Here is a 25,455-nt window from a genome sequence, read left to right on the forward strand (position 1 = left end):
GCGTCACCGCGCGCCGCGGGCGATGAGCGACTCTAGCGCCTTCACGGCAATAGGATACCCTTCCGCGCCCAGTCCCGCCATCATAGTCGTTGCCGTCATCGAGACATACGACTTGTGGTAGATCGACTCGCGGCGATGGACGTTGCTGATGTGGAACTCGATGATCGGTCCCTTGAACATCTTGAGCGCGTCGAGCAGCGCCAGCGACGTGAAGGTGAAGGCCGCCGGATTGATGATGATGCCGTCGGCCTCGTCGATCGCCTCGTGAACCCACTCGATCAGCCGTTCCTCGCTGTTCGTCTGGCGGAACACGACCGGACGCTCACCCGCCGCCTCGCGGCACCATTGCTCGATCTCGGCAAGCGTCGTGGTGCCGTAGATCTCCGGCTCCCGCTTGCCGAGGCGGTTCAGGTTCGGTCCGTTGAGAATATAGATGGGGCGCATGGGGTCTCCTTCCCTAACCCTGGTATCCGAACAGCCGGGGCAGCCACAGGACCGTCTCCGGCACGAAGGTGATGATGATCAGGCAGATGACCATCCAGACAATGAACGGCAGCGCATCGCGGATGATGTCGCGCACCGGGCAGCCGGCGATGTTGGTCATGATGAACAGGAGCAGACCGTAGGGCGGGGTGACCAACCCGAGCATGATGTTCACCACGACAACCACGCCGAAGTGCACGAGGTCGATGCCGAGCGCCTGCGCCGTCGGGATGAACACCGGCACGATGATGAGCAGGATCGCCGTGCCTTCCAGCACGCAGCCGAGCAGCAGCAGGATCACGTTGACGAGGATGAGGAAACCGGTGGGTGTAAGCTCCATGTCGGTGAGGAGCACCCGGATGGCATCCGGAATGTTCTCGATCGTCACCACGTAGTTGAAGACCAGCGCGCCGGCGATCAGCATTCCGATCGAAGCGGACGACTTCGCACTTGTGTAGAGCGAGGCGTAGAAATCCTTGACGCTGATGCTGCGATAGATCACCACGGAAATCACGAGCGCATAGGCGGCGGCGATCGCGGCGGCCTCGGTCGGGGTTGTGATACCCGTGTAGATGCAGCCGAGCAGCACCACCGGCATCATCAGCGCCGGGAAGGCGCGGATGGTGATGCGCGGGATCTCGCGCATCGGCACCGGATCCTCGACCGGGAAATTTCCGCGGCGCGCATCGATCGCCACTTGCAACATCTGCAGGGCCGACATCAGCAGTCCAGGCACCGTGCCTGCGATGAAGAGATAGCCGATCGACGCATCCGACATGAGCGCGTAGAGGATCATCGGGATGGACGGCGGGATGATCGGGCCGACAACCGAGGTGACGGCAGTCAGTGCTGCAGCGTAGCTCGGCGTGTAACGGCCGTCGCGCGTCATCATTTTCTGCATCATGCGTCCGCTACCCGCGGCATCGGCGATGGCTGAGCCCGACATGCCGGCGAAGATGATGCTCTGTACAATGTTGATCTGCGCCAGCCCGCCCCGGAAGCGGCCCACCAGGACATTGCAGAAATCGAGCAGGCGCTCGGTCATCGAACCCACGTTCATGAACTCGGCGGCCAGGATGAACAGCGGCACCGCCAGGATGACGTAGTTCGAGTACATGCCGTTCAGGAACTGCTCGGCGACGATGCCCATGTCCGCGCCGACCAGGAACAGGTAGAGCGCCGATCCGGCGATCATGGAAAGGCCGATCGGCATGCCCAGCAGGGCAAGGATGGTGATGGCGACGACGGAAAGGGAAAAGGGACTTGCAATGCTCATACGCCGGAACTCGCCTTGGTGGGATCGTAGGCTTCTGGTGCCTTGCCGCGGATGGCCTGGATGCCGAGCCAGATGTAGCGGACGATCATCGCGACCGTGAAGACGACGTAGATGGAATAGAGATAGTCGAAACGGATCTTCAGATAGGCCGTTTTCTCCACCTTCATGAAGTTGACGTAGTCATAGATGCCGGGCAGCGAGATGCCGAAGAGGACGACCAGAGCAATCGAGCAGATGATCTGCATGATGCGGCGTCCCTTGTCGCTGGTGCTACCCCAAATGAGATCGAACCGGATCTCTTCCGATTCCCGGATCACGAAAGCCGAGCCGAACAGCACGATCCAGATCCACAGGGAGACGCTGATCTCGTGCGTCCAGCCGATCGAAAGGTTGAGGAGGTAGCGGAATATGATCTGGAGAACGAACACGACGAACATCGCGAACAGCATCGCGCACAGAATGTTCTCCGCCCGCCGTCTGAGCCAGTGGCCGGCGGCTGCCAGTCTTTCATACATTCCGTCATTCCTCCCCTGCGGGAGCGCGCCGCGTCACCGGCGCGCCCTGTCTGCGAAACCGTCAGCAATGTGAAGAATTACATTGCCGCGATCTTGTCGAGAATGCCCTCGGGCCAGGACTTGGCCAGGTCGGAGCTGAGGTACTTTTCCTGCGCGAACTTGCGGAAGGCGTCCTGATCCGGCTCGTAGATCTCGAGGCCGTAGTTCTTGAATTCCTCGATCAGGCTCTGTTCCTGCGCGACGTGCTGGTCTTCGCTCCACTTCATCGCCTCGTCGGCGACCTTCTGGAACTTCTCCTGCTGCTCGGGGGTCATCTTGTCCCAAGCGTCCTTGGAGATGACGAGCAGGTCATAGCCGATGAGGTGCGAGGTCAGCACGATCTGCGACATGACCTCGTAGAACTTCATGTTCTTGACGTTCGGCAGCGGGTTGTCCTGGCCATCGATGGCGCCGGTCTGCAGCGCGGTATAGACCTCTGCATATGCAACGGGAACCGGGTTCGCGCCGAGAGCCTCGCCCAGGAACTGCCAGGCGTCACCGCCGGGCATGCGCAGCTTGATGCCGGCCATGTCGGCGGGAGTGTTGATCTTCTTGTTGGGTTTCAGGCCAACCTGACGGGCGCCGAAATAGGTCGGGCCAAGGATCTTGATGCCCAGCTGGTCTTCAGCCTTCTTCTTGAACTCTTCACCCACCTCGCTCTTGAAGAAGGTCGTCACATGGGCGGCGTCACGGAACAGGTAGGCCGACGTCAGTACCGACCATTCCGGGATCTGCTTGGAAATGTCCTGCGGCGCGATGTTGCCCATCTGCAGGTTGCCGCGCTGGATGGCGACGAGCTCAGTGCCCTGCTTGAACAGGTTGCCGCCGAGATAGGTCTCCAGCTTGAAGTCATCTGCGATGCCGTCGGCCAGTTTCTTCATCATCTCGGCGCGGATGTCCTGCTCGGAGAAAACGGCCGAGAACTTCAGCACCGGCTTGTCCTGTGCAAGGGCCGGGGCGGCGAGCGTGGCTGCCGCCATCATGGTCGCGCCGAGAATCGTTCGGCGGGTTAGCTTGAACATGTCGGTTCTCCTCCTGTTGATCTGCCATCCGCGGCGCGGATGGTTCCTCCCACTTCGTTTCTTTCCCTCTGCCTTGCCCGAACCGCCGGCATGGCGGCTCGGCTGACGGTCAGACAGCCGGCAAGCCCTCCGGCCTGATCTGCTTCTTCAACGAGGCAATCCGGAAGATTGCGTTTGCCGCGCCGTACCCCCGGTAGCCGGTCCGCTGGACGATCTCGAAGAAGAATCCTTCGGCGAACGTCCCGCTGTAGAGCTGGAAGTATTCGCCATCGTCGTCGCGGTCATACAGGATGTTTTCCGCGCGCAGCCGCTCCGTGAGCTCCGGGTCAAGCCCGAACCGGGCCTCCACGTCGCCGTAGTAGTTCGGCGAAATCGGCAGCGGCCGGAAGCCGTTTGCCCGCAATGCGGCCGCCGTGGCGAAGATGTCGTCCGTGTTGAAGGCGATGTGCTGAATGCCCGAGCCGAACTTCTCCGCGATGAAATGGCCCGCCAGCGTCCGGCGGTTCTCCGCGCCGTTCATGGTGATCCGCAGCGTTCCCTCGGCATTCTCGATCACCTGGCTGCGCACCACGCCGGCCGGGTCGATGATGTCCACCATCGGTGACTTTCGGGTCTCGAAGATCGACGTGTAGAAGAGTATCCAGGTCAGCATCTCCTCATAGGCCACCGTCTGCGCCACATGGTCGACAGTGACGAGATGCGCGTCGACGACTTCTTCTTCAGGCTCGGCCGGCTTGAAATCAATGTCCCACAGACGGCCAAGCTCGGTTTTCCTGTCGATGAGGTAGAGAATACCGCCGCCCACGCCACGGATGGCGGGGATCCTGAGCTCTCCGGGGCCGACCGGCTGGCTGAAGGGCTCGGCGCCCAGCGCCAGCGCGCGGGCGTGGGCCTCCGCGGCGTCCTCCACCTCAAGCGCCATCGCATAGGCAGACGGCCCGTGCACCGCGTAGGCGGAGCTTGCGAAGCCCACCGGTTCGGTGTTCACGAGAATGCGGATCTCGCTCTGTTCGTAGACGCTGACCTTCTTCGAGCGGTGGACCCGCGTCCTGCGGAAGCCCAGCGTCTTCAGCATGGCCACCAGCTGGCCGGCATCGGCATCGCTCACGGCGAATTCGATGAAGGTCACGCCCTTCACCTTTGCCCGGTCGGGCATGGCGGGCACCGAAAGGGACGAGGCGCCGGGACGGCGCCGCACCTGGTCGCCGAGGTAAACGAGTGAGCGGTAGCCGTCTGCGGCGATCGCCTTCGCCGAACCGCCGCGGAACTGGTCGTTGAAGATCTCCAGCGAGAAGTAGCCGTCGTAACCGGTCTCCGCGACTGCGGCCACGAAATCGGCGACCGGCAGGTCGCCTTCGCCGGGCATGCTGCGGAAATGCCGGCTCCAGTAGAGCAGGTCCATGTCGATCAGCGGCGCATCCGCAAGCTGGACGATGAAGATCTTGTCCCTGGGGATCGAGCGGATCGAGTTGATGTCGATCTTGCGCGCCAGCGAATGGAAACTGTCGAGGATCAGTCCGACGTTCGGGTGATTGGCCCTGCGCACGACCTCCCAGGCGTCGCGGTGATCGTTGATGTGACGGCCCCAGGCCAGGGCCTCATAGCCGACCCGCAGCCCGCGCTTCGCCGCCCGTTCGCCAAGCTCGTGGAAATCCGCTGCCGCCCGGTCGATCCCGCCGAGCGAGATGGGCGACACGTTCGAGCAGACGAGCACGAGGTCCGTCCCCAGCTCCTGCATCACGTCGAACTTCCGTTCGGCGCGGTCGAAGGTCCGGCTGCGGTGCGGCTCGGGCATACCCTCGAAGTCGCGGAACGGCTGGAACAGGGTGATTTCGAGCCCGTGGTCGCGCACCATCTGCCCCACTTCGCGCGGACTGCGATCGTAGGCGAGGAAGTCGGTCTCGAAAATCTCGACACCATCGAAGCCGGCCTTGGCGATGGCCTCCAGTTTCTGGGGCAGTTCACCGCTGATCGAAACGGTCGCGATGGATGTCTTCATGACGCAGCCCTTTCCGCCTGAAGCGAGTCGGCCTTTGTCAGTTCTGCGAAGTGACAAAGCATGCGGTCCGCGTCCGGCTTGATGCCGGTGAAAAGCTCGAACGCCTTCACCGCCTGGAACACGGCCATGCCGCCGCCGTTCAGCGTCCGGCAACCACGCCGGTGAGCAGCGATGAGCAGGGCGGTGTTGAGCGGAAAATAGACGATTTCCGCAACCCAGTGCGATGGGCGCAGGAACTCCTCGGGCAGGGGCAGCCCCGGATACTTGGCCATGCCCATGGGCGTTGCGTGGATGAGGCCCGAGGCTTGCGCCATGGCCTGTTCCAGATCCTTGCCTGCCCGCACGACGGCATCGGGAAAGTATCGCCCCATCGTATCGGCAAGGCTCTCTGCTCGGGTTTCGTCCCGGTCGAAGACCGTAAGCCCGCGGGCGCCGGATCGTAGAATTGCATACGCTGTTCCGGCGCCCGCGCCCCCCGCCCCCAACTGAACGACGGAACTCAGGTCGGCATCCGGCAGACCACGGCGGAAGCTCTCCGCGAATCCCCACCAGTCGGTGTTGTGGCCATGTCGTTTTCCGTCCCGAAGCACGATTGTATTTACGGCATGAAGGGCTTCGGCTTCCGGTGAAAGACTGTCCAGATGCCGGATGACGTCCTGCTTGCAGGGATGGGTGACGTTCAGCCCGCCGAAGCCACGGCTCTCCGCGTCGGCAATGATGTGTGCGAGGTCCGTGTCGTCAAGCCGATCCAGGTCCAACAATTCATAGCTGTAATCCAGCCCGTGCACCCGCCCCTCGGCGATGTGCATCGCCGGGGTCAAAGATGCCTGGATTCCCTTTCCTATCAGGCCGGCACGAAAGCTGTGCATCCATCCGCCACCGCTCCGGAAGTGGCTGGTTCCACTCCGGCGTCGGCCCTCCTCCCATTAGCTCCTTGACTTTAGGATTAATGTACGAACTAGTTCGTGTCAATTGAGCCGAGCATTGAAAGATGGCACGAAGCTCAATATGACCTAGGCGCTGAGCTGCGGCGGCCGGAGGAGGCCGCCAACGGGAGGGTTATGGGCGTGGACATGGCACGCGAGCGGGAACCCCGGAAGAACGATCCGGAAGGCACCAGGGAGGACATCCTGAGGGTGGCCACGGAGGAATTCGCGGCCTTCGGGCTTTCTGGCGGACGGGTCGATGCGATCGCGGAAAAGACCCGCACGTCCAAGCGGATGATCTATTACTACTTCGGCAGCAAGGAGGGGCTGTACCTCGCGGTTCTGGAGAAGGCCTACCGCAAGATCCGCACCCTGGAAGCGGATCTGAAGCTCGAGGGCATGGGGCCGGTGGAGGCCCTGCGCACGCTGATTGCCAGCACCTTCGATCACGATGAACAGAACCCGGACTTCGTGCGCCTCGTCAGCATCGAGAACATTCACCACGCGATGCACATGAAGCGCTCCACGGAGATCGGCAAGCTCAACATCTCCATCATCAAGACGCTGGAGGACATTCTGGAGCGCGGTCGCAGGGAAGGGGTATTCCGCCGCGACGTCGACGCCATCGACCTCCACATGATGATCAGCGCCTTCTGCTTCTTCCGGGTCTCGAACCGCTACACCTTCGGCACGATCTTCCACCGCGACCTGTCGGAGCCGGAGACCTACAATCGGCACCGGCAGATGATTTCGGACGCGGTGATCGCCTATCTGACCAGTGCCGGCTGATCGCTGGTCTGGCTGTGCACCGTCGGGGCGAAAGCTTGGTTTCCGCGCGACGAATCTCATGGAGAGCCTTGGCAGGCGGTCGCAACCGTTTGCCGCATCCGCCAAAAGCATGGTGGAAAACGAAACCAAATCGGCTATTCACGTGGCAGGGGACGCGCGGAACCCGGAAATCCAGAGCCGTCACGACATGAATGACGTGTTTACACTTCGGACCGCGCTGACAGAATTGCAGGCAAACACATGAACACACCGCTTGAAGGGATCCGGGTTGTCGAGCTGGCGCGCATTCTGGCAGGCCCCTGGATCGGCCAGACGCTGGCAGATCTCGGTGCCGAGGTTATCAAGGTTGAAGCCCCGGAAGGCGACGACACCCGACGGTGGGGACCCCCGTTCATCGAGCGGCCAAGGCCGGACGGCAGCGTGGAGAAGGTCGCGGCCTATTTCCATTCGGCCAACCGGGGGAAGTCCTCGGTGGTGTGCGATTTCAACGATCCCGGTGACCTGGCCCGGCTGAAAAGGCTTATCGCCGAGGCGGATGTGGTCATCGAAAACTTCAAGGTCGGGGGCCTCCGGAAATACGGGCTCGACTACGAGAGCCTGGCAAAGGACAATCCCCGCCTCGTCTATGTTTCGGTCACGGGCTTTGGGCAGACCGGCCCCAGGGCGACACAGCCGGGCTACGACTTTCTGATCCAGGGCATGTGCGGGATCATGGATCTGACCGGCGATCCCGCGGGGGAGCCGCAGAAGGTCGGCGTGGCCTGGATCGACATCTTTACCGGCCTCTACGGAACCATCGGCGTGCTTTCCGCCCTTGCCGCCCGCGACAAGACCGGGCGCGGCCAGCATGTGGACGTATCGCTGCTCGACTGTGGCGTTGCGGTGCTCGCCAACCAGGCGACCAACTGGCTGCTCGGCGGGATGGTTCCGCGCCGCCTCGGCAACGCGCATCCGAACATCGTGCCGTACCAGGTTTTCCCGACGAGCGACGGTCATATGATCATTGCCTGCGGCAACGACCGGCAGTTCGCAGCGCTGTGCGGCGTGCTCGGCGTGGAAGAGCTCGCCAGGGATGAGCGCTATGCCACGAACCCGGCGCGGGTCGCCAATCGCGAAAGCCTGACCCCGCTGCTGTCCGAGCGCACCCGGACCATGGACTGTGCGACACTGATCGGTGCGCTGGAAAAGGCAGGCGTGCCGGCCGGGCCGATCAACAGCGTGGCGGAGGCTCTTTCAGAGCCGCAGGTGCTGGCGCGCGGCATGGTCATTGAACCCGAAGGGATTCCGGGGCTCCGCACGCCGATCAGCTTCTCCGGCAGCGAGCTCGCGCTCGACAAGGCTTCGCCCCTGCTGGGCGTCGGACAATGGGAGTTCACCAGTCAGGGGAAAAGGTAATTTGCCTCGCGACGCGCGAGCGGCGTGCGCCGGGGGCGGAGGGAATGCGCCGCCGGCGGTTACTCGGCGGCTACACCTGCGGCCTGGATCGCTGAAAGAAACGGACCGGCCTGCGCGATAGCCTGCGCAATGCGCGCGCTGACGAGGTCCGAAACGACAGCGCCATCGGCGAAATCGCGGTCATTCGCATAGATGGCCGTCGGCAGCGTATAGGCTTCGAAGAAACCGAACAGCGGCCGCAGCTGGTGCTCCACCATCAGCGCATGTTTGTCGCCGCCGCCGGTGGCGGTCAGAAGGACGGGCTTGCCCTTCAGGGCTGCAGGATGCAGCAGGTCGAAGAAGTGCTTGAAGAGCCCCGTATAGCTGCCCTTGTAGGTCGGGCTGCCGACAACCAGCAGATCGGCGTTTTCGATGCTTTCAACGATGCTTCTCGCGTGGTCATCGAGATCGGCCACGCTGTTTGCGGTGCGGAAGGAGGGCCCCAGGCTAGCCAGGTCGTAGGTGGCGACGGAGCGGCCGTACTCACGTCCGATCTGGTGCGCGACCTGCCTGACAAAGGCATATGTCTTCGACGGCGAGGAAATATTGCCCGAAAACCCGATGATGCTTGCTGATGTCATGATGGACCCGTCTGTGGCGTGTGGAGGGAGCTGCCGGAAGAATTCGGCCGAAGCTGATCAGCCATGGAACGGGGAGGAGGTTTCGTTCCCGACCTGCCAATCCTTCCGGCAAGATGATGGGTAGCGAGAGAGAGAGAGACTCAGCCCGCCGGAATTGTCCCACGGCGGTTCATGGGAACAGGAACGACATTCAGACGGGGCGTAAAGTCAGTCTTCATGATCTCTGCCGTCTCCAATATTGCGATGCTTGCACAATACTTGCCGGCAAAAAGTGGATGGAGAGATGGTTTTCTGAATATCAATTCGGGGCCGAAACAGGAATCTCATTCACCCCGCACCAGCCGGAGCCACAAACCCGCGCTCAAGCAACAGTTTCGGGTGCCTGGGTGACGAGGGCACCAGGACGGGTAGGCCGTGACAGGTTTCGCCGGCCTGTGCCGCCGTGGGTGCCTGGAAACCGCGCGCCTAACGGTGGTTCTCTTGACCTGGCACAAAGCCCGGGATGAAGTAGCGCCCCATAGTGCCGCGGCCGAAGCGCTGCGGGCGTTCCCGCGCGCGCCGCGAACGCGTAAACACCGGAAGCGCCTTGAACATGAACCCGAAGACACAATTCAACCTCTGGTACTGGCTGATCGCCTTTTTCATTTTTCTGGCGTTCCAGTACGTCTACACGACTGCCACGCAGGTGGCGCAGATCCCGTACAGCCAGTTCGAGACCTATCTCCAGGAAGGCCGTATCGCCGAGGTCGCCGTTTCCGACCAGTACATTCAGGGCACGTTCAAGGAGCCCGTCGATGGCAAGCCGATGTTCATCACCACGCGTGTCGAACCTGACCTTGCCAAGGAGCTTCAGGCGCATGGCGTGGTGGTGACGGGCCAGATCGAAAGCACGTTCCTGCGCGATCTGCTTTCCTGGGTCGTGCCGGTCGTGCTTTTCGTTGGCATCTGGATGTTCATGCTGCGGCGCATCGGCGGCGGCGTTGGCGGCGGCCTGATGCAGATCGGGAAATCCAAGGCCCGGGTCTATGTCCAGTCCGACACGGGTGTAACCTTTGCCGATGTCGCCGGCGTCGACGAGGCAAAGGAAGAGCTGAAGGAGATCGTCGAGTTCCTCAAGAACCCGCAGGACTACAGCCGGCTCGGTGCGCGCATGCCCAAGGGCATCCTGCTGGTCGGCCCGCCCGGCACGGGCAAGACGCTGCTGGCGAGGGCTGTCGCGGGGGAGGCGGGCGTGCCGTTCTTCTCCATTTCCGGCTCGGAGTTCGTGGAACTGTTCGTCGGCGTGGGGGCGGCCCGCGTGCGCGACCTGTTCGAGCAGGCCCGCGCCAAGGCACCGGCGATCATTTTCATTGACGAGCTCGACGCGGTCGGCCGCGCCCGCGGTATCGGTCCGATCACCGGCGGCCACGACGAGAAGGAGCAGACACTGAACCAACTGCTCGCGGAGCTGGACGGTTTCGATCCGTCTACCGGCGTGGTGCTGCTGGCGGCGACCAACCGGCCCGAGATTCTCGATCCGGCGCTCTTGCGCGCAGGCCGCTTCGATCGCCAGATCCTCGTCGATCGTCCGGACAAGACAGGTCGCATCCAGATCCTCGGCGTACATTTGAAGAAGGTGAAGAAGCTCGCTCCGGATGTGAGCCCCGAGCAGATCGCGGCGCTCACGCCCGGTTTCACCGGCGCGGACATCGCCAATCTTGTTAACGAAGCGACCCTGCTTGCCACCCGCCGCAGGGCTGATGCGGTGGCGATGGAGGATTTCACCAATGCGATCGAGCGCATCGTGGCGGGCCTGGAAAAGCGCAACCGCCTGCTCAACCCGAAGGAGCGCGAGATCGTCGCCTATCACGAGATGGGCCACGCGCTGGTGGCGATGGCGCTGCCCGGCACCGACGTGGTCCACAAGGTGTCTATCATCCCGCGCGGGATTGGCGCGCTCGGCTATACCATCCAGCGCCCGACCGAAGATCGCTTCCTGATGACCCGCGAGGAGCTTCTCAACAAAATGGCCGTGCTGCTCGGCGGCCGCGCGGCGGAGAAGATCGTCTTCGGGCATTTGTCCACCGGGGCGGCGGACGATCTGGCGAAGGTGACAGACATTGCCCGTGCAATGGTCACGCGCTACGGCATGTCGGACAAGCTCGGCCATGTGGCGCTGGAAAAGGAGCGCTATTCCTTCCTCGCGGGGGATCAGATGTACTACGGCCCGCAGGAGCGCAGCTACTCGGATGAAACCGCCTCCGCCGTGGATGAGGAGGTCCGCAGGATCGTCGACCAGACATTCGACCGGGTGGTGAATCTTCTTACCGAGCGTCGGGACGCATTGGAGCGTACCGCCCGCAAGCTTCTGGAAAAGGAAACGCTTGGTGCCGACGAGATACGCGAGCTTGCCGGCGAAGCTGCCGCAGCCGCCAGGACGTCAGCCTGAGCGGCCTGCCGGTGATCAGATCGCGGTGGGACGTGCCCCGTCTCACCGCGCGGCCCTCGTCCGCTCCATACGATCAGGTGGGAATGGGCGGGCCGCCATTCCTGCCTTCTTCCGTTGCGTCGGCCCGCCCGGCGCTCTCCCGGGGGATTTGGCTTCTGGTCTCTTGAAACGGCCACGGTCGGTAACTAGCTGAATTTCCACACGTGGCTCCTGGTGAGTCGTGGGGGGAGATCCGGGCTCACCAAGGTGGCGAGACTTCAATTGACGTAGTTTGCCCTTGGGAGAGCGATACGATGTTCCATTCTTCGCTGAAGAGGAGCGTCCAGCAAACCAGCGCATCCGAGCGTAACCCCGGAAAGGGAGTTGGGGAGGAATAGCCAGGGCGGGACGACGGGGCCGTCCCCGCGCGTTGGCCCGCGGGCAGGCGCCTTCGGTCCATTCGCAGGCACCTGAAGAGCCGCTCCGCCCCGCAACGTCCCGCAGATCCAGACATCCGCCCGGAGCGTGACGATGATTGTCTGTCAGCCGCCAGATGTGCTGCAGGTTCTCCACGTCCAAGCCCCGACCACCCTGCCTCCGTCGCGGAAGCGCAGGCAGAACCGCCGTTCGCCGCGCGCCACCCTCCGCGCGGGCACGCTCTTCCCGCACACTGCGAACTTTCTGGCGCCCCCGCCGTGGGGCACTCATTCCGTCTGCTTCATCAACCGTTTTCTGCGGGGGCCGAGGTTCCTGCGCGCGATGGCAGGCCAGTCCTCCGCTTCGCTGACTGCTTCTTGTGAACATCAGGGAGAACATGATGAGGACAATCACCAGGACATTGATGGCTGCAGCCCTAGGTGCGTCGCTGATGGCTCCGTTGCCGGTGATCGCCCAGGACAATGGGGCGCAGAAGGCAGAGCTGAGCGGATTCTGGCTGACCACCTCGTGGCCGGAAATGACGCTGAAGCCGGGCGAGAACCATTCCATATCGCTGTCGCTTCGCAACCAGAACCTGCCGCCGCAGCGGGCGGCGCTCGAAGTGACCGGTGTGCCGGAGGGCTGGGAATGGGCGCTCAAGGGCGGCGGGCGCGAAGTGACGGCGGCAATCGTCTCTCCCGACAGCACCGAGCGGCTGACGCTCGACATTACCCCGCCGAAGGATGCGGAAACCGACAAGTCCTATCCGATCGAAGTGCGCGCCCGGACCAGCGAGGGCACGGTAAGCCTGCCGTTGCTGATCCGGCTTTCCGAGGTCGAGAAGGTTGCCTCCGGCCTTTCTGTCGAACCGGAACTTCCCGCGCTGCGCGGCAGCGCCCGCTCCACCTTCTCCTTCAAGATCCGCGTGAAGAACGAGGGCGAGGAGGATGGTCTCTTCAATCTGGCGGCGAAGGTGCCGAATGGTTTCCATGTCCGCTTCAAGAAGGGCTATGGCTCGGAAGAGATCACCAGCATCCCCATCAACGCCGGTTCAACCGAGACCGTCACCATGGAGGTCATTCCCTCGCGCAGCGTTTCGGCTGGACAGTATGAAGCCGGGTTCGAGATTTCCGGCGAGGGTCTGACGGGTACGGCGGACCTGAAGCTCGACGTGACAGGCGAACCACAGGTGGCGATCGTCGGTCCGCAGGAGCGCCTCTCCGGCGAGGCGGTCGCGGGCAAGGAGACCACCTTCACCTTCACCCTGGTCAACACCGGCACGGCGCCGGCGACGGACATCGAGATGACGGCCACTCAGCCCACAGGCTGGAACGTCGAATTCGAGCCGAAGGAAGTCGCCCAGATCGCGCCCAACTCGACAGCCCAGGTGAACGTGAAGATCACGCCGTCCGAGCAGGCGATCACCGGCGACTACATGGTCAATATCCGTGCCGCCAACAATGACATTTCCCAGGATGTGCAGTTCCGCGTCACGGTGAAGACCTCGACCATGTGGGGTGCTGCCGGTCTTGGCATCATCGCCATCGCAGCTCTTGTGCTGGGTGGTGCCGTCATGAGGTATGGCCGGCGATGAGTGCGGTGGTTCTGGAGGCAAGGGGCCTCGCCAAGCGTTACGGCAGTCAGGTTGCCGTCGCTGGCATCGACCTCATCGTCCATGAGGGGGAAGTCATAGGGCTGCTTGGGCCGAACGGCGCCGGCAAGACGACCACCATCCTCATGCTGCTGGGTCTGACGGAGGCCAGCGAAGGCACCGTCACAATCCTGGGCAAGGATCCTCTGCGCCAGCCGCTGGCGGTCAAGCGGGAGGTCGGCTATCTGCCGGACGCGGTCGGCTTCTACGACAACATGACAGGGCGTGAGAACCTTGCCTACACGGCGAGGCTTGCCGGCCTGTCGCGCGAGCAGGCCAAGGAACGCATCGCCGTTGCGCTGGAGCGGGTGCGCCTGACGGAGGCCGCGGACCGACCCGTCGGCACCTATTCGCGCGGCATGCGCCAGCGCCTCGGCATCGCGGAGCTGCTGATGCGCGACTGCAAGGTGGCGATCCTCGACGAGCCCACCTCGGGCCTCGATCCGCAGTCGACGCAGGAGCTCCTGGAGCTGATTCTGGAGCTGTCGCGCGGCGGCATGACCATCCTGCTGTCCTCGCACATGCTGGACGTGGTGCAGTCGATCTGCACCCGGATCGCCCTGTTCAACAAGGGGCGCATCGGCTTCTTCGGCACGGTGGAGGAGCTGGCGGAACGGCTCGGGCGTGGCTCGTATGTCATTGACGTCGAGGTGGAGGGCATCGACCTGCCCAGTGTCCTCAGCGGTGCCAACGGCGTCACCTCGGTCGTCGCTTCCGAGAACGGCACATGGCAGGTAGAGGCCGTCAACGATGTCCGAGCCGAGCTCGCGTGCCTGATCGTGCAGGCGGGAGGGAACCTGAAGAACATGAACCTCCGCCGGGCACGGCTGGATGAGGCTTACAACCGCTATTTCAGGGAGTATGCCAATGCGGCGTGAAGGTTCACCGTTTACGGGCGTCGGCACCGTCGCGCTGAAGGAAGCGGCCGATCACATGACGAGTGCGCGTATGCACCTCATCATGCTGCTCGTGCTGCTGACAGCCATCGGCGCGGTCTACGGCGCCATCGACCGCATCCGCGAGACGACGGCCCAGGATCCCTATCTGTTTCTCAAGCTGTTCACGGTGGCCAGGGATCCGCTGCCGTCCTTTGCGGCCTTCCTGGGCTTCCTGCTGCCGCTGGTGGCGATCGCGCTCGGCTTCGACGCGGTCAACGGCGAGTTCAACCGCCGCACTATGAGCCGGCTGCTGGCCCAGCCGATCTACCGGGACGCTGTGCTGTTCGGCAAGTTCCTGGGTGGCCTGCTGGTCATTGCGATCGCGCTCGTCACCCTGTGGCTGATGATGGTTGGCCTCGGAATCCTGTTCCTCGGCCTGCCACCATCGGGCGCGGATATCCTCCGCGGCGTTGTGTGGCTTGCCGTGACGGTGGCCTACGCGGGCGTGTGGCTGGCGCTGGCGATCACCTTCTCGACGCTGGTGCGTTCTCCGGCCACGTCTGCGCTGGCGGCGCTGGCGGTCTGGCTGATCTTCACCGTGTTCTGGAGCATGATCGCTCCGCTCGTTGCCGGTCTGATCGCGCCCATCGACCCGTTCGACCCGATGAGCGTCGTCAACCGCTTCGAGTGGCAGCAGCTGATCGCGCGCCTGTCGCCGCAGACGCTCTATGGCGAGGTGACCGGCCTCCTCCTCGATCCGGCAGCCCGTTCGGTAGGCCCGGTGTTCGCCTATCAGCTGCGTGGCGCGGTGATTGGTGCACCTCTGCCCACCATGCAGAGCCTGCTCATCGTGTGGCCTCAGATCGTCGGCCTGATCGCAGCCATGCTGCTCCTGTTCACGCTCGCCTATGTCGTGTTCCAGCGGCAGGAGGTGAGGGCCTGACCTTGACGACAGGCAGGGCTTGCAGTCTCCGCCGGGGTTCTGCTCCGGCGGATTTTATTTCGCCCGTATTGATCTGTGGCATGGAGCGGGGTTCCTGTATGGTGCAAGAACTGGCATTGGACGCCCCACATTGTTTCGCAACGAGGCAGGAACCATGGCCCCCAAACCGAACGTCGCCTTGCAACGCGGTGCGAGCCAGCCCGTTCCCGAGTTGCCGCTCGAGCATCCGCAGGTGAATCGCGAGTTCATTGGCGCTCTGGTCAGGGCCTTTTATGGCAAGGTTCGCCGCGACGCGCGGCTGGGACCTATCTTCGACGGCGTCATCGGTGATCATTGGGAGCCGCATCTGGAGAGGATGACCGACTTCTGGAGCGCAGTCATCCTCAAGAACGGCGCATACAAGGGACGCCCCGTCCCTGCCCATGTGAAGCTCAAACAGGTCGTGCCCGAGGATTTCCAGATCTGGCTGGGGCTCTTTCGCGAAACCGTGACGGAACGCTGCGAACCGGAAGTGGCGCAGGTTTTTATGGAGCGCGCCGAGCGTATCGCTGAAAGCCTGATGCTCGCCATGTTCTACCGCCTGCCGGCGGCGGGGATCGGGTTGGGGCGTGAGACGCCGCGCCGCTGAGCCTTCCGATCAGGACCAGCGTGCCATAATCCTTGCTCGACGACCGTCGAGGCAGGACTGTCCGTCGCGCTCAACTGGTCACGACGGGTAGGGCTCTCCTGGGCCTGCCTCATTATTCTCAAAAAGAGGAACCCGCCCCACGGGTGTGGAGCGGGCTGGTCGAGGTTCTGAGCGCGTCAGATCTTTAGAAGTCCATGCCGCCGCCCGGCATCGCGGGAGCGGTTTCCTTCTTTGGCTTCTCGGCGATCATCGCCTCGGTGGTGATCAGCAGGCCGGCGACGGAGGCCGCATCCTGCAGAGCGGTGCGAACCACCTTGGCGGGGTCGATGACGCCCTGCCCGAACATGTCGCCGAACTCACCCGTCTGGGCGTTCCATCCGTAGGCGAAGTCGGACTTCTCACGCAGCTTGCCGACGATGATCGAGCCTTCCTCGCCAGCATTCTCAGCGATCTGGCGAACCGGCGCCTCGATGGCGCGGCGGATGATCTCGACACCGAACTTCTGGTCGGCGTTGTCGGTCTGGACGCCGTCGAGAGCCTTGGCAGCGCGCAGCAGGGCAACGCCACCACCCGGCAGGATGCCTTCCTCGACAGCGGCGCGGGTCGCATGCAGGGCGTCGTCGACGCGGTCCTTCTTCTCCTTCACCTCGACTTCGGTCGCACCGCCGACGCGGATCACGGCAACGCCACCGGCGAGCTTGGCCAGGCGCTCCTGCAGCTTTTCGCGGTCGTAGTCAGAGGTGGTCTCCTCGATCTGGGCCTTGATCTGCTTGATGCGACCCTCGATCTCCTCCTTGCTGCCGGCGCCATCGACGATGGTGGTGTTCTCCTTGTCGATGATGACCTTCTTGGCGCGGCCGAGCATCTCGAGGGTGACATTCTCGAGCTTGATGCCGAGATCCTCGGAGATCGCGGTGCCGCCGGTCAGGATGGCGATATCCTGCAGCATGGCCTTGCGGCGGTCGCCGAAGCCAGGAGCCTTGACCGCAGCAACCTTCAGGCCGCCGCGCAGCTTGTTGACGACGAGCGTGGCCAGGGCCTCGCCCTCGACGTCCTCGGCGATGATGAGGAGCGGCTTGCCCGACTGGACAACGGCCTCGAGGATGGGAAGCATTGACTGCAGGTTCGAGAGCTTCTTCTCGTGGATGAGCACGTAAGGCTCCTCCAGCTCGACCCGCATCTTTTCCTGGTTGGTAATGAAATAGGGGGAGAGATAGCCGCGGTCGAACTGCATGCCCTCGACCACCTCAAGCTCGGTCTCGGCGGTCTTGGCCTCTTCAACCGTGATGACACCCTCGTTGCCGACCTTCTGCATGGCCTCGGCGAGGAAGCGGCCGATCTCGGAGTCGCCGTTGGCGGAAATCGTGCCTACCTGGGCAATCTCGTCGTTCTTGGTAACCTTGCGAGCGTTCGCCTTCAGCTCGGCGACAACCGCGTCAACGGCCTTGTCGATGCCGCGCTTCAGGTCCATCGGATTCATGCCGGAGGCGACGGCCTTCGCGCCCTCCTTGATGATGGCCTGGGCGAGAACGGTCGCGGTGGTCGTACCGTCACCGGCAAGATCGTTGGTCTTGCTGGCGACCTCGCGCACCATCTGGGCGCCCATGTTCTCGAACTTGTCCTCAAGCTCGATCTCCTTGGCAACGGAGACGCCGTCCTTGGTGATGCGCGGAGCGCCGAAGGACTTGTCGATGACGACGTTGCGTCCCTTCGGGCCGAGGGTGACCTTGACTGCATTCGCAAGAATGTCGACGCCACGCAGCATGCGCTCGCGGGCATCAGTGCTAAACTTCACGTCTTTTGCGGCCATTGAACACTCCTGTTATAGGCAGCTTTCTTGGACTGATGCGGAAAGAAGCCTCAAGCGGCCTTCTTTTCGGATTCCACCTTCTCGATCACGCCGAGAACATCGCTTTCCTTCATGATCAGGTAGTCGACACCATCGATCTTGACTTCGGTGCCCGACCACTTGCCGAAAAGGATGCGGTCGCCGACCTTGACGTCCAGCGGAATGAGCTTGCCGGAATCGTCACGCGCGCCCGGCCCGACTGCGATCACTTCACCTTCGCTGGGCTTCTCCTTCGCGGTGTCGGGGATGATGATGCCACCCGCAGTTTTCTGCTCAGCTTCAATGCGGCGGACTAGAATGCGATCATGCAGTGGACGGAACGTCATTTCGTTCTCCTAAAGGACAAACAATGATTGACCGAATCCCTCCGCACCGGCCACCGCGAGGCCGGTAGCGAGGTCACGCAACCCTTGCGGCGTTGCGCGCGAGACGATCTGGTTTCAGTCGAAAAAGTTTTCAAGAGGGGAGACAAAAAAATTTAGCACTCGCATGGGTGGACTGCTAATTGGTTGATTTTCTAGTGGAAAAGTCTGTTGATAACCGAGGTGGTGAAGCGGGTTGCCGCCTGCCGGGATCAAGCGGGGACCTTCGCCGGTCCACCGCTCGTGGCCCCGCCGGCGCGGCGTTAAGAAGGTGTGCCGGCTAACCGGCTGACGTTGCAAGCGGGGATTGACTGATGGGCGGTCTGGCGTTCACCGAACGCCGGCGCCCGCTGTAGGCAACGCCGGCATAGGATGCGGCTTCGAGAAACAGGCGGCGCGCTTCAGCGCCGGTTCGCCAGCCGTCCAGTGCATCCCGACAGGCGATCATGGCGCGTCTCCAATGGGCGCCGCGGGCCGATTGAGGCCACGCACTTTCCAGGCATTCAAGGGCTTCAAAAGCGGTCGACACCTTTCGCTCGGGCCGGTCAGGCATGCGCACGATGACAGGTTCAGGAAAGGTGATATCCGTCAATTGCTTCCTCCATTATTGTCTTTGTTGTCAGAGCAAGTCATTCGACGGGCTTTGCCGCCCACCCATGATCTGGTGGTTGCGTGCGGAGGGTTCAAGCGTCGTCAGGGAGCGCCCCGAGCGGGGGCGATCAAGGCTCGGGCGTGCATGCGGGTTTCGCGGAAGGTGACCGATGCGCCGGGTCCTTGGTGCTGCTGAGGTGCCGAGAGCAGTGCAAAAAGAAACTCTGCATTAGCTTGAGCAAGCGCCGTGTGGTATCGCTCGGGCAATGTCTTATTCGTTCGACAAGTTGCCGATTCACGATCTGCTCGTGCCCGTGGTCAGTGCGAGTGCTGCACTGGCGCGGCTGGACGAGCGTCTGCACTCAAGTCCGGTGCGGACCGGCTGGATCGAGCGCACACATTTCCTCGACGCCGCCGCGGCACTCTGGCTCGAAGGCGAACTCGTGCAGATGGAGGACCTGGTGCTCCACGACGAGCGCATGGACGTGCGGGCGCCGACGCATGAGCTTACGCGCGCCCATGCGGTTCTGCGCGCCCGCCGCCGCATCCACGCGGCGAAGCCGGACTGGGCGCTGTCACGAGCCGGATTGCGCGAACTGGCCGGATTGAGCGCGCCGCAGGAAGAAGGCCCGGCGGATCAATCCCGGGATCATGCGTCCGTGCCGGGAGTTGGCCATCAGGATGATGAGCTTGTTGTCGGAGCAACCGGCGACAAGGCGGATCCGCTTGCCGCTCACTTTGCGGCGCTGGATGCGGTCCTCGAGCGGGCCAACCTGCTTCTTGACGGCAAGCGCGTGGAACGCCGTCCCGACAGCGTGGAAGAAACCGCACAGCCGGTGCCGCTGCGCGTGCGCTCGGAGCTTGTCTATGATCTCGAGTGGGACGAAAGCGCGCGCATGGCGGAATGGACCGCGGTTCTGGAACGGACGGAGGGGCTTCCGGCCATGCTTCGCGCGGTCGTACTGCTCGACGCGTGGGAGCAGATCAATGTGCTGCAGCATGGCGGCTGGCTCGGCGGGCTGCTTGTGGCGTCCCTCCTGCGACGGGAAGGACTGACGCTGCATCATCTGCCCTGCCTGCATCTCGGCAGCCGCGCGATCGCCCGCGAGCGGCGCCGGTCTCCAGACCAGACCCGGCGCCTGCTGGCATTTCTGTCTTCCATCGAGGCTGCTGTTGAACTCGGCATCAAGGAGCACGACAAGCTGATGTTGGCGAAGGCGCAGATGGAGCGCCGGCTGGCAAAACGCCGGTCGAACTCCCGGCTTCCCGAACTGATCGAGCTTGTTCTTGCGCGGCCGATGGTCTCCACGACGATGATCCAGAAGGCGCTCAAGGTCACCCAACAGGGTGCCATCAATCTGGTGGAGGAATTGGCACTGCGGGAAATGACCGGTCGCAAGCGCTTCAGGGCCTGGGGCGTTCTTTAGTCTGGCTCGCAAATTGCGTGAGGAAGAAGAGTGCCGGGCACCGGGGGCTCTCCGCGGCTTAAAGCGGAGAAGGCGATCTGAAAGGCAACCGGCGCCCCGGTTTTCGGATCGCCGGTTGTTTGCGCCGGCTCTGGGGGAAGAGTATCGGGGTTGCCGGCCGGCGCGGAACAACGATGCGTGGGGTCAGTCCGGATCCTTGATGGTTCCGACCTGGCGGCCGATCTGGCTGTAAATGCCGGCGCCGATCATGCCGCCGTCCACGGCAAGGTCCGCGGCCGTGATGAAACGGCTGTCCGGTCCCAGCAGGAAGATCACGGCACCCGCCACCTCGTCCGGGCCGGCTCCGCGTCCGAGCGGCGTCATGGCCCGGTTGCCCTCGAAGAAGGCACTTGCCTGGTTTGCGTTGTATCCGGCGTTGGGCCGGTTGATCATCGGCGTGTCAATGAGACCGGGGCAGATCGTGTTGACCCGGATCTTGCGCGGGGCGAGTTCGATGGCTGCCGCCTTCGCAAGTCCGCGCAGGGCCCATTTGCTGGCCGTGTAGGCGGCGCTGAAATAACCGGTGAGCCCAGCCGTAGAGGACACGTTCACGATCGAGGCGCCGGCCTCCATGGCGGGAGCGGTCATGCGGATGCCGAGGAAGGCGCCGGTGAGATTCACGCTGAGCAGGTTTTCCCATTCGGCGAGCGTGGTTTCCGTCACCGTCTTGCGGAGCGTGATGCCGGCGTTGTTCACCAGGCCAGAGAGTGGCGATCCAAGCGCCTTTACCGCGTCTAGAGCCTCAAGCCAGGTCGCTTCCTCCGCCACGCTGCCCGACACGATCTTCAGGTGATCGGCGCGGCTGCGGTCGATGGCCCAGTCGGGGCTGTCCGGCGCAAGCGGGTCAATGACAACGACATTCGCGCCAAGCCGCAGCAGGCGATTGACCTCCGCCGCACCTTGTCCGCGTGCGCCGCCGGTGACGATGAATGTCTTGTTGACCCAGTAGGTGTCCGTCATGATCTCACTATGCCTCCATCCACGCTCAGTGTATGGCCGGTGATGTAGCTGCTGCCTTCGCCCGCCAGGAACGCGACGGCGTCCGCGATCTCCGCCGGCTGACCAATGCGGCCGAGCGGCGTGCGGGCGAGCAGCATCGTGCGCTGTTGCTCGTCCTGGTGCATCCAGGCGCTCATGGGCGTCTCGATATAGCCGGGCGCTATGGCGTTGACGCGGATGTTGTAGGGCCCCCACTCGATCGCGAGGCACGATGTCAGGTGGGCGATGGCAGCCTTGGCGGCGGCATAGGGGGCACAGTTGGGGCGAGCCTTAAGCCCGGCATAGCTGGAAAGGTTGATGATGCTGCCGCCCTTGCCCTTCTCGCGCATCACGCGAGCGGCCTGCTGGGCGCCGAAGAATGCGGCTGTGAGGTTGATCGCCAGCGTCTGGTTCCACTCCTCCTCAGAGATTTCCAGGGCTTCCCGGCGTTCCAGAAAGCCGGCGTTGTTCACCCAGACGTCGATTGCGCCATGGGTTGCAACGATGTCCTCGACGGTCTGGCGGAGCGTTGTCGTGTCGGTAATGTCGAAGGTGCGGTAATCGATATCGCTGTCCGGCTCCTTCGGGGGCACCACGTCGATCGCGACGATCTTCATGCCCTCCGCCTTCAGGCGCTTGCAGATTGCCCTGCCAATTCCGCCGCAGGCTCCGGTGACGACAGCTACTTTACCTTGGGTCATTGTGTTGTTCTGCAATCCGATTGTCAGATGAATTCTGATGAAACGAGAAGCGGCTGCCCGCAGAGGGCAGCCGCAGGAGGGGGAGGGGTCAGTCGCCGCTGATCTCGCTCAGCGGGATACCCTTGGTTTCCCGGATCATGGTCGCGGCAATGACCGCGAGCAGACCGAGGAACATGATGTAGACCGAGAACACCCAGGACATGCCGATGGAGGTGAGCCAGGTGTTGAGGTACGGGGCCGTACCGCCGAAGATCGCCACCGACAGCGAGGACAGGAAGCCGACGCCAAGAGCACGCTGCTTGGTCGGGATCTGCTCGGCGATGAGCGCCGGGTAGATCGCGGCAATGATGGCCCAGACCGCCAGGCCGATGCCCTGCGAGACGAACAGCGTCCACGGCTCGGAGGTCAGGATGGCGTTGACCGGGAACGGAGCCAGGATGATGCCCAAGCCATAGATCGCGACCATGGTCTTGCGTCCGAAGCGGTCAGCCAGATGGCCGAAGAACGGCAGCAGGAAGAGGGTCACCACCTGAGCGCACAGGCTGGCGATGAACGCGCCGTTGGCATCCATGCCATGGTTGGAGATGGCCATGCTGGGGGCGAAGGTCACCCAGGTGTAGTAGGCGACGTTGGAGGAGGAGGAGAAGAAGATCACCTTGAAGAGAATCTGGATCTTCTCCTGCCGCGTCAGCGGGCGCGGTTCGGCCTTTGACGCGGAGGTCTTGGTGTAGACCGGCGTCTCATGGCTCGCGCGGCGCATGTAGAGCGCGAAGATGCCGAGCAGACCGCCGAAGGCGAAGCCGATGCGCCAGCCGTACTCCATCATCTGTTCCTTGGTGAAGATGGAGGTCAGCAGGATACCGAGCAGTGTGGCGCCCATCACGCCGAGCGTCACGCTTACGAAAACCGAGCTCGACCAGAGGCCGCGGTGTTCGGGCGGGGAGATCTCGGCCACGTAGGCATAGGATACGCCGGACTCGCCACCATGGGCCAGGCCCTGCAGCAGACGGGCGGTCAGCAGCAGGACCGAAGCCCAGATGCCGATGCTCTCGTAGCTCGGAATGAAAGCGATGATGAAGCTTGCCAACGCCATCGTCGACATGGTCAGGATGAGCGTGTTCTTGCGGCCGATCTTGTCGCCGAAGCGGCCGAAGACAATTCCGCCCACCGGACGGGCGACGAAGCCCACGGCAAAGACGGCCAGCACCGACAGAAGCGCCGAGGTCGGGTTGCTGTTGTCGAAGAAGTTGGCCGCCAGGTAGACGGCGAATGTGCCGTAGAGCGTCCAGTCGAACCACTCAAGCAGGTTGCCGAAAACCGCCGCACGAAGCGAACGGAGTGCCTTCTGACGTTCGGATAGCGTAGCTCCGGCCCCGACAAAGCCCGAGGCAGTCTCTGTGTTTGCCATGTTTCCTCCGATTGATTGCCGGGGTTGCTCCTCCCCGGGGCTTTGTCTCATTCAGTTCATGCTTTCAGGTACTGCTCGAACCAGTCGGCCGCCGCCTTGCTCGTCTGCTCGAAGTGTGTCGTATAGACGGCGTAATGGCCTCCCTTGATGATCAGCAGCTTCTTGGGCTCCCGCGCACGGTTGAACGCGTCGAGCTGCAGGTCCGTCGGCGTCTGCCGGTCCGTCTCGGCGACGATCATCAGCAGGGGTTTGGGCCCGATGCGGTCGATCCACCGGCCGGGCTCGTAGGCGCGCGCCAGTTCCAGCGAGCGGACCGTCACTTCGTTGCGCCATTCGGGGCAACGCTTCGCCTGGCCCATCATGTAGTCGTAAGACTCCTGGCCCGGATAGGCGACGTTGGCTTCCCCGTCGAGACCCACCTGCTTCATCGTCCGCGGCGGTTCGCCGCGCAGCCGCGCGAGGCGGTCCTCTGCGAAGAAGTCGTGCAGCGCCTGCAGGTTGTTGGGATGGGTCTTGCGCAGGCCCGCCTCGTAACCGCTGATGGTCGGGACCTGGCTGACCACGCAGCGCACGCGGGCGTCGGTCGCGCCGACGACGAGGACGTGCCCGCCGCTGTAGCTCGAACCCCAGATACCGATGCGCTTCGGATCAACTTCGCTGCGCGAGCAGAGATAGGTGACAGCCGCGCGGTAGTCCTCCTGCTGCCAGGAGGGGTCAATCTCCTGACGCGGTTCGCCTTCGCTCTTGCCGAGACGGCGATAGTCGAAGGTCAGGCAGACGATGCCGCGGCTTGCGATAACGCGCGCATAGTCTTCCAGATCACCACCCGCGACCATTCCCCAGCCATGGCCCAGCGCAACGGCGGGAAGAGGGGTGTCGTGCTTGCCTTCGGGAATGTAAAGTGTGCCTCGTATGGTCAGATCATACGATGGAAAGGACACGGCATGTTCCGTGACTTCCATGGAATGGCCTCCCTATCGTTCCGATCTACCCATCGCGAAGACATCCGGATGGATCGAAATTTCCAATTGTTCTGCAGACCCGGATGGATCCTCTCTCTCGCGCCGGACTGCAGCATTTCACAGGGGTCATTAACGGCTTGAAACAGTCATGCTTCAACGCTAAAAATCCCTCGGATTGATCGGAAACACCGATTGATGAGCGCGATAGATCTTAGAAAGTTGGAATGCTTCATTGCCGTTGCCCGATTGTTGCATTTCGGGCGTGCGGCGGAAATGTTGGGAGTCAGGCAGTCGGTCGTCTCGGAGTCCGTCAAGGCGCTCGAAGACGCGATCGGGGGAAAGCTGCTGGAACGCACCAGCCGCCGCGTGGCGCTGACTCCGATCGGCGAGGCGTTCCTGGCCGACATCGAGCCTTCCGTGATGACCCTTCAGACGGCGGTCAAGGACGCGCGCCGCCGGGCCCAGGGCAGGCCCCTGGAGCTGACCGTCGGTTATCTGGGTGGCGGTCTTTATGAGCTGACGTCCGGCGTTGTCGCCGAGTTTCAGCGCCGGCGCCCCGATGTGAAGCTGCGCTTCCTTGAGCTCAATTACCTCAACCAAGGTTCGGCCGTGGTACACGGCCAGGTTGATGTGGCGGTGGTGCGCCTGCCGCTGCCGAGTGCGGGTCTTGTGCGCGGACAGACGATCTTTCGGGATGCGCGATTGCTGGTCATTCCCGAAAATCACCGTCTCGCGGGGAGTGGCCTGCTTGATCCCGAGGAACTGCAGTACGAGACGATGGCGCAACTGCCGCCGGGACACGTCTCTGATGCGTGGACATCCTACCATCTGCCGACAAGCACTCCCATGGGCAGGCCGATTGCGACAGGGCCGGAGATCACGACCGTCCGCGAGGGCCTTGCGGCTGTTGCGGCCGGGGAATGCGTGATGATTCTGGCAGCCCGCGCCCGCAACTACTTCACCCATCCCGGCATTGCATTCGTCGAGCTGGACCTGCCGCCCATTGAAACCGCGCTCGCCTGGCGCGCCGACGACAACCGTTCGGTAATCCGGGACCTCGAAAAGGCCGCCCATACCGTCGCCAAGCGCATGGGAACGATCTAGCGGCTTTATCAGATTTCCTGCGAGCATTACGGGACCCGTCCGGGGA

The 25,455-nt window shown here is 63.1% G+C and carries 23 protein-coding genes; 9 read left to right on the plus strand and 14 right to left on the minus strand.

Going from position 1 to position 25,455, the window contains the following annotated elements; genetic code table 11:
- Nucleotides 1-3 precede the first annotated feature (3 nt).
- The 6 genes from ABD906_RS01140 to ABD906_RS01165 form a co-directional block, all read right to left on the minus strand.
- Nucleotides 4-444: a type II 3-dehydroquinate dehydratase gene (locus tag ABD906_RS01140; protein WP_345097748.1), complete on the minus strand. Its 441-nt coding sequence runs from the start codon at nt 442-444 to the stop codon at nt 4-6.
- A gap of 13 nt (nt 445-457) precedes the next feature.
- Nucleotides 458-1,759 carry a TRAP transporter large permease gene (locus ABD906_RS01145; RefSeq protein WP_345097750.1) on the minus strand — a complete coding sequence of 434 codons (1,302 nt, stop codon included), beginning with the start codon at nt 1,757-1,759 and terminating at the stop codon, nt 458-460.
- Nucleotides 1,756-2,274, minus strand: coding sequence for a TRAP transporter small permease (locus tag ABD906_RS01150; RefSeq protein ID WP_345097751.1), 519 nt, complete (start codon nt 2,272-2,274; stop codon nt 1,756-1,758). The genes ABD906_RS01145 and ABD906_RS01150 overlap by 4 nt, the downstream gene beginning before the upstream one ends.
- A 77-nt stretch (nt 2,275-2,351) precedes the next feature.
- Nucleotides 2,352-3,335: a sialic acid TRAP transporter substrate-binding protein SiaP gene (locus ABD906_RS01155; protein WP_345097752.1), complete on the minus strand. Its 984-nt coding sequence runs from the start codon at nt 3,333-3,335 to the stop codon at nt 2,352-2,354.
- Nucleotides 3,336-3,444: 109 nt separating this feature from the next.
- A complete protein-coding gene (locus ABD906_RS01160) occupies nt 3,445-5,334 on the minus strand; it encodes a bifunctional sugar phosphate isomerase/epimerase/4-hydroxyphenylpyruvate dioxygenase family protein (protein ID WP_345097753.1) in 1,890 nt (629 codons plus the stop codon).
- The gene (locus ABD906_RS01165; RefSeq protein WP_345097754.1) at nt 5,331-6,203 is read right to left on the minus strand and encodes a shikimate dehydrogenase; all 873 of its coding nucleotides are present in this window, start codon (nt 6,201-6,203) and stop codon (nt 5,331-5,333) included. Before ABD906_RS01165 ends, ABD906_RS01160 begins: the two co-directional genes overlap by 4 nt.
- A gap of 204 nt (nt 6,204-6,407) precedes the next feature.
- Here ABD906_RS01165 and ABD906_RS01170 point away from each other — a divergent pair, with 204 nt between their 5' ends.
- Entirely contained in the window at nt 6,408-7,049 is a 642-nt protein-coding gene (locus ABD906_RS01170; RefSeq protein WP_345097871.1) for a TetR/AcrR family transcriptional regulator, read from the plus strand.
- 240 nt (nt 7,050-7,289) lie between these two features.
- Nucleotides 7,290-8,444, plus strand: a complete 1,155-nt coding sequence (locus ABD906_RS01175) for a CaiB/BaiF CoA transferase family protein (protein ID WP_345097755.1) — start codon at nt 7,290-7,292, stop codon at nt 8,442-8,444.
- 59 nt (nt 8,445-8,503) lie between these two features.
- Here the strand turns inward: ABD906_RS01175 and msuE are convergent, their stop codons facing one another.
- Entirely contained in the window at nt 8,504-9,064 is a 561-nt protein-coding gene (msuE, locus tag ABD906_RS01180; protein WP_345097756.1) for an FMN reductase, read from the minus strand.
- Between the two features lie 592 nt (nt 9,065-9,656).
- Here msuE and ftsH point away from each other — a divergent pair.
- From ftsH to ABD906_RS01205, 5 genes are all read left to right on the plus strand, one after another.
- Nucleotides 9,657-11,492 (plus strand): ATP-dependent zinc metalloprotease FtsH, encoded by a 1,836-nt coding sequence (gene ftsH / locus ABD906_RS01185; protein WP_345097757.1) that lies wholly within the window; start codon nt 9,657-9,659, stop codon nt 11,490-11,492.
- 820 nt (nt 11,493-12,312) lie between these two features.
- Nucleotides 12,313-13,482 carry a COG1470 family protein gene (locus ABD906_RS01190; protein ID WP_345097758.1) on the plus strand — a complete coding sequence of 390 codons (1,170 nt, stop codon included), beginning with the start codon at nt 12,313-12,315 and terminating at the stop codon, nt 13,480-13,482.
- On the plus strand, nt 13,479-14,417 hold the full coding sequence (locus ABD906_RS01195) for an ABC transporter ATP-binding protein (protein ID WP_345097759.1): 939 nt from the start codon (nt 13,479-13,481) through the stop codon (nt 14,415-14,417). The genes ABD906_RS01190 and ABD906_RS01195 overlap by 4 nt, the downstream gene beginning before the upstream one ends.
- Nucleotides 14,407-15,360 carry an ABC transporter permease gene (locus ABD906_RS01200; protein WP_345097760.1) on the plus strand — a complete coding sequence of 318 codons (954 nt, stop codon included), beginning with the start codon at nt 14,407-14,409 and terminating at the stop codon, nt 15,358-15,360. The genes ABD906_RS01195 and ABD906_RS01200 overlap by 11 nt, the downstream gene beginning before the upstream one ends.
- A gap of 154 nt (nt 15,361-15,514) precedes the next feature.
- Nucleotides 15,515-15,988, plus strand: a complete 474-nt coding sequence (locus ABD906_RS01205) for a group III truncated hemoglobin (RefSeq protein WP_345097761.1) — start codon at nt 15,515-15,517, stop codon at nt 15,986-15,988.
- 184 nt (nt 15,989-16,172) lie between these two features.
- On the opposite strand, the gene groL is transcribed toward ABD906_RS01205, so the two are convergent.
- From groL to ABD906_RS01220, 3 genes are all read right to left on the minus strand, one after another.
- Nucleotides 16,173-17,798: a chaperonin GroEL gene (gene groL / locus ABD906_RS01210; RefSeq protein ID WP_345097762.1), complete on the minus strand. Its 1,626-nt coding sequence runs from the start codon at nt 17,796-17,798 to the stop codon at nt 16,173-16,175.
- 50 nt (nt 17,799-17,848) lie between these two features.
- On the minus strand, nt 17,849-18,163 hold the full coding sequence (gene groES, locus ABD906_RS01215) for a co-chaperone GroES (RefSeq protein WP_345097763.1): 315 nt from the start codon (nt 18,161-18,163) through the stop codon (nt 17,849-17,851).
- 316 nt (nt 18,164-18,479) lie between these two features.
- The gene (locus tag ABD906_RS01220; protein ID WP_345097764.1) at nt 18,480-18,791 is read right to left on the minus strand and encodes a DUF982 domain-containing protein; all 312 of its coding nucleotides are present in this window, start codon (nt 18,789-18,791) and stop codon (nt 18,480-18,482) included.
- Between the two features lie 265 nt (nt 18,792-19,056).
- Here ABD906_RS01220 and ABD906_RS01225 point away from each other — a divergent pair, with 265 nt between their 5' ends.
- Nucleotides 19,057-20,217, plus strand: coding sequence for an RHE_PE00001 family protein (locus ABD906_RS01225; RefSeq protein ID WP_345097765.1), 1,161 nt, complete (start codon nt 19,057-19,059; stop codon nt 20,215-20,217).
- A 183-nt stretch (nt 20,218-20,400) separates the two neighbouring features.
- Here ABD906_RS01225 and ABD906_RS01230 read toward each other — a convergent pair whose 3' ends face one another.
- The 4 genes from ABD906_RS01230 to ABD906_RS01245 form a co-directional block, all read right to left on the minus strand.
- On the minus strand, nt 20,401-21,216 hold the full coding sequence (locus tag ABD906_RS01230; RefSeq protein WP_345097766.1) for an SDR family NAD(P)-dependent oxidoreductase: 816 nt from the start codon (nt 21,214-21,216) through the stop codon (nt 20,401-20,403).
- Nucleotides 21,213-21,935 (minus strand): SDR family NAD(P)-dependent oxidoreductase, encoded by a 723-nt coding sequence (locus ABD906_RS01235; protein WP_345097767.1) that lies wholly within the window; start codon nt 21,933-21,935, stop codon nt 21,213-21,215. The genes ABD906_RS01230 and ABD906_RS01235 overlap by 4 nt, the downstream gene beginning before the upstream one ends.
- 88 nt (nt 21,936-22,023) lie before the next feature.
- Nucleotides 22,024-23,343 (minus strand): MFS transporter, encoded by a 1,320-nt coding sequence (locus ABD906_RS01240; RefSeq protein WP_345097768.1) that lies wholly within the window; start codon nt 23,341-23,343, stop codon nt 22,024-22,026.
- 56 nt (nt 23,344-23,399) lie between these two features.
- A complete protein-coding gene (locus ABD906_RS01245) occupies nt 23,400-24,305 on the minus strand; it encodes an alpha/beta hydrolase (protein WP_345097769.1) in 906 nt (301 codons plus the stop codon).
- A 195-nt stretch (nt 24,306-24,500) separates the two neighbouring features.
- On the opposite strand from ABD906_RS01245, the gene ABD906_RS01250 reads away from it, so the two are divergent.
- A complete protein-coding gene (locus tag ABD906_RS01250; protein WP_345097770.1) occupies nt 24,501-25,409 on the plus strand; it encodes a LysR family transcriptional regulator in 909 nt (302 codons plus the stop codon).
- Nucleotides 25,410-25,455 lie beyond the last annotated feature (46 nt).

The sequence above is a fragment of the Chelativorans composti genome (assembly GCF_039541695.1).
Lineage (GTDB): Bacteria > Pseudomonadota > Alphaproteobacteria > Rhizobiales > Rhizobiaceae > Chelativorans > Chelativorans composti.

Bases quoted from the DNA above. Each gene is read 5' to 3' on its own strand.
- ABD906_RS01140 (WP_345097748.1), bottom strand. From the start codon at position 444: ATGCGCCCCATCTATATTCTCAACGGACCGAACCTGAACCGCCTCGGC.
- ABD906_RS01145 (WP_345097750.1), bottom strand. From the start codon at position 1,759: ATGAGCATTGCAAGTCCCTTTTCCCTTTCCGTCGTCGCCATCACCATC.
- ABD906_RS01150 (WP_345097751.1), bottom strand. From the start codon at position 2,274: ATGTATGAAAGACTGGCAGCCGCCGGCCACTGGCTCAGACGGCGGGCG.
- ABD906_RS01155 (WP_345097752.1), bottom strand. From the start codon at position 3,335: ATGTTCAAGCTAACCCGCCGAACGATTCTCGGCGCGACCATGATGGCG.
- ABD906_RS01160 (WP_345097753.1), bottom strand. From the start codon at position 5,334: ATGAAGACATCCATCGCGACCGTTTCGATCAGCGGTGAACTGCCCCAG.
- ABD906_RS01165 (WP_345097754.1), bottom strand. From the start codon at position 6,203: ATGCACAGCTTTCGTGCCGGCCTGATAGGAAAGGGAATCCAGGCATCT.
- ABD906_RS01170 (WP_345097871.1), top strand. From the start codon at position 6,408: ATGGCACGCGAGCGGGAACCCCGGAAGAACGATCCGGAAGGCACCAGG.
- ABD906_RS01175 (WP_345097755.1), top strand. From the start codon at position 7,290: ATGAACACACCGCTTGAAGGGATCCGGGTTGTCGAGCTGGCGCGCATT.
- msuE (WP_345097756.1), bottom strand. From the start codon at position 9,064: ATGACATCAGCAAGCATCATCGGGTTTTCGGGCAATATTTCCTCGCCG.
- ftsH (WP_345097757.1), top strand. From the start codon at position 9,657: ATGAACCCGAAGACACAATTCAACCTCTGGTACTGGCTGATCGCCTTT.
- ABD906_RS01190 (WP_345097758.1), top strand. From the start codon at position 12,313: ATGGCTGCAGCCCTAGGTGCGTCGCTGATGGCTCCGTTGCCGGTGATC.
- ABD906_RS01195 (WP_345097759.1), top strand. From the start codon at position 13,479: ATGAGTGCGGTGGTTCTGGAGGCAAGGGGCCTCGCCAAGCGTTACGGC.
- ABD906_RS01200 (WP_345097760.1), top strand. From the start codon at position 14,407: ATGCGGCGTGAAGGTTCACCGTTTACGGGCGTCGGCACCGTCGCGCTG.
- ABD906_RS01205 (WP_345097761.1), top strand. From the start codon at position 15,515: ATGGCCCCCAAACCGAACGTCGCCTTGCAACGCGGTGCGAGCCAGCCC.
- groL (WP_345097762.1), bottom strand. From the start codon at position 17,798: ATGGCCGCAAAAGACGTGAAGTTTAGCACTGATGCCCGCGAGCGCATG.
- groES (WP_345097763.1), bottom strand. From the start codon at position 18,163: ATGACGTTCCGTCCACTGCATGATCGCATTCTAGTCCGCCGCATTGAA.
- ABD906_RS01225 (WP_345097765.1), top strand. From the start codon at position 19,057: ATGTCTTATTCGTTCGACAAGTTGCCGATTCACGATCTGCTCGTGCCC.
- ABD906_RS01230 (WP_345097766.1), bottom strand. From the start codon at position 21,216: ATGACGGACACCTACTGGGTCAACAAGACATTCATCGTCACCGGCGGC.
- ABD906_RS01235 (WP_345097767.1), bottom strand. From the start codon at position 21,935: ATGACCCAAGGTAAAGTAGCTGTCGTCACCGGAGCCTGCGGCGGAATT.
- ABD906_RS01240 (WP_345097768.1), bottom strand. From the start codon at position 23,343: ATGGCAAACACAGAGACTGCCTCGGGCTTTGTCGGGGCCGGAGCTACG.
- ABD906_RS01245 (WP_345097769.1), bottom strand. From the start codon at position 24,305: ATGGAAGTCACGGAACATGCCGTGTCCTTTCCATCGTATGATCTGACC.
- ABD906_RS01250 (WP_345097770.1), top strand. From the start codon at position 24,501: ATGAGCGCGATAGATCTTAGAAAGTTGGAATGCTTCATTGCCGTTGCC.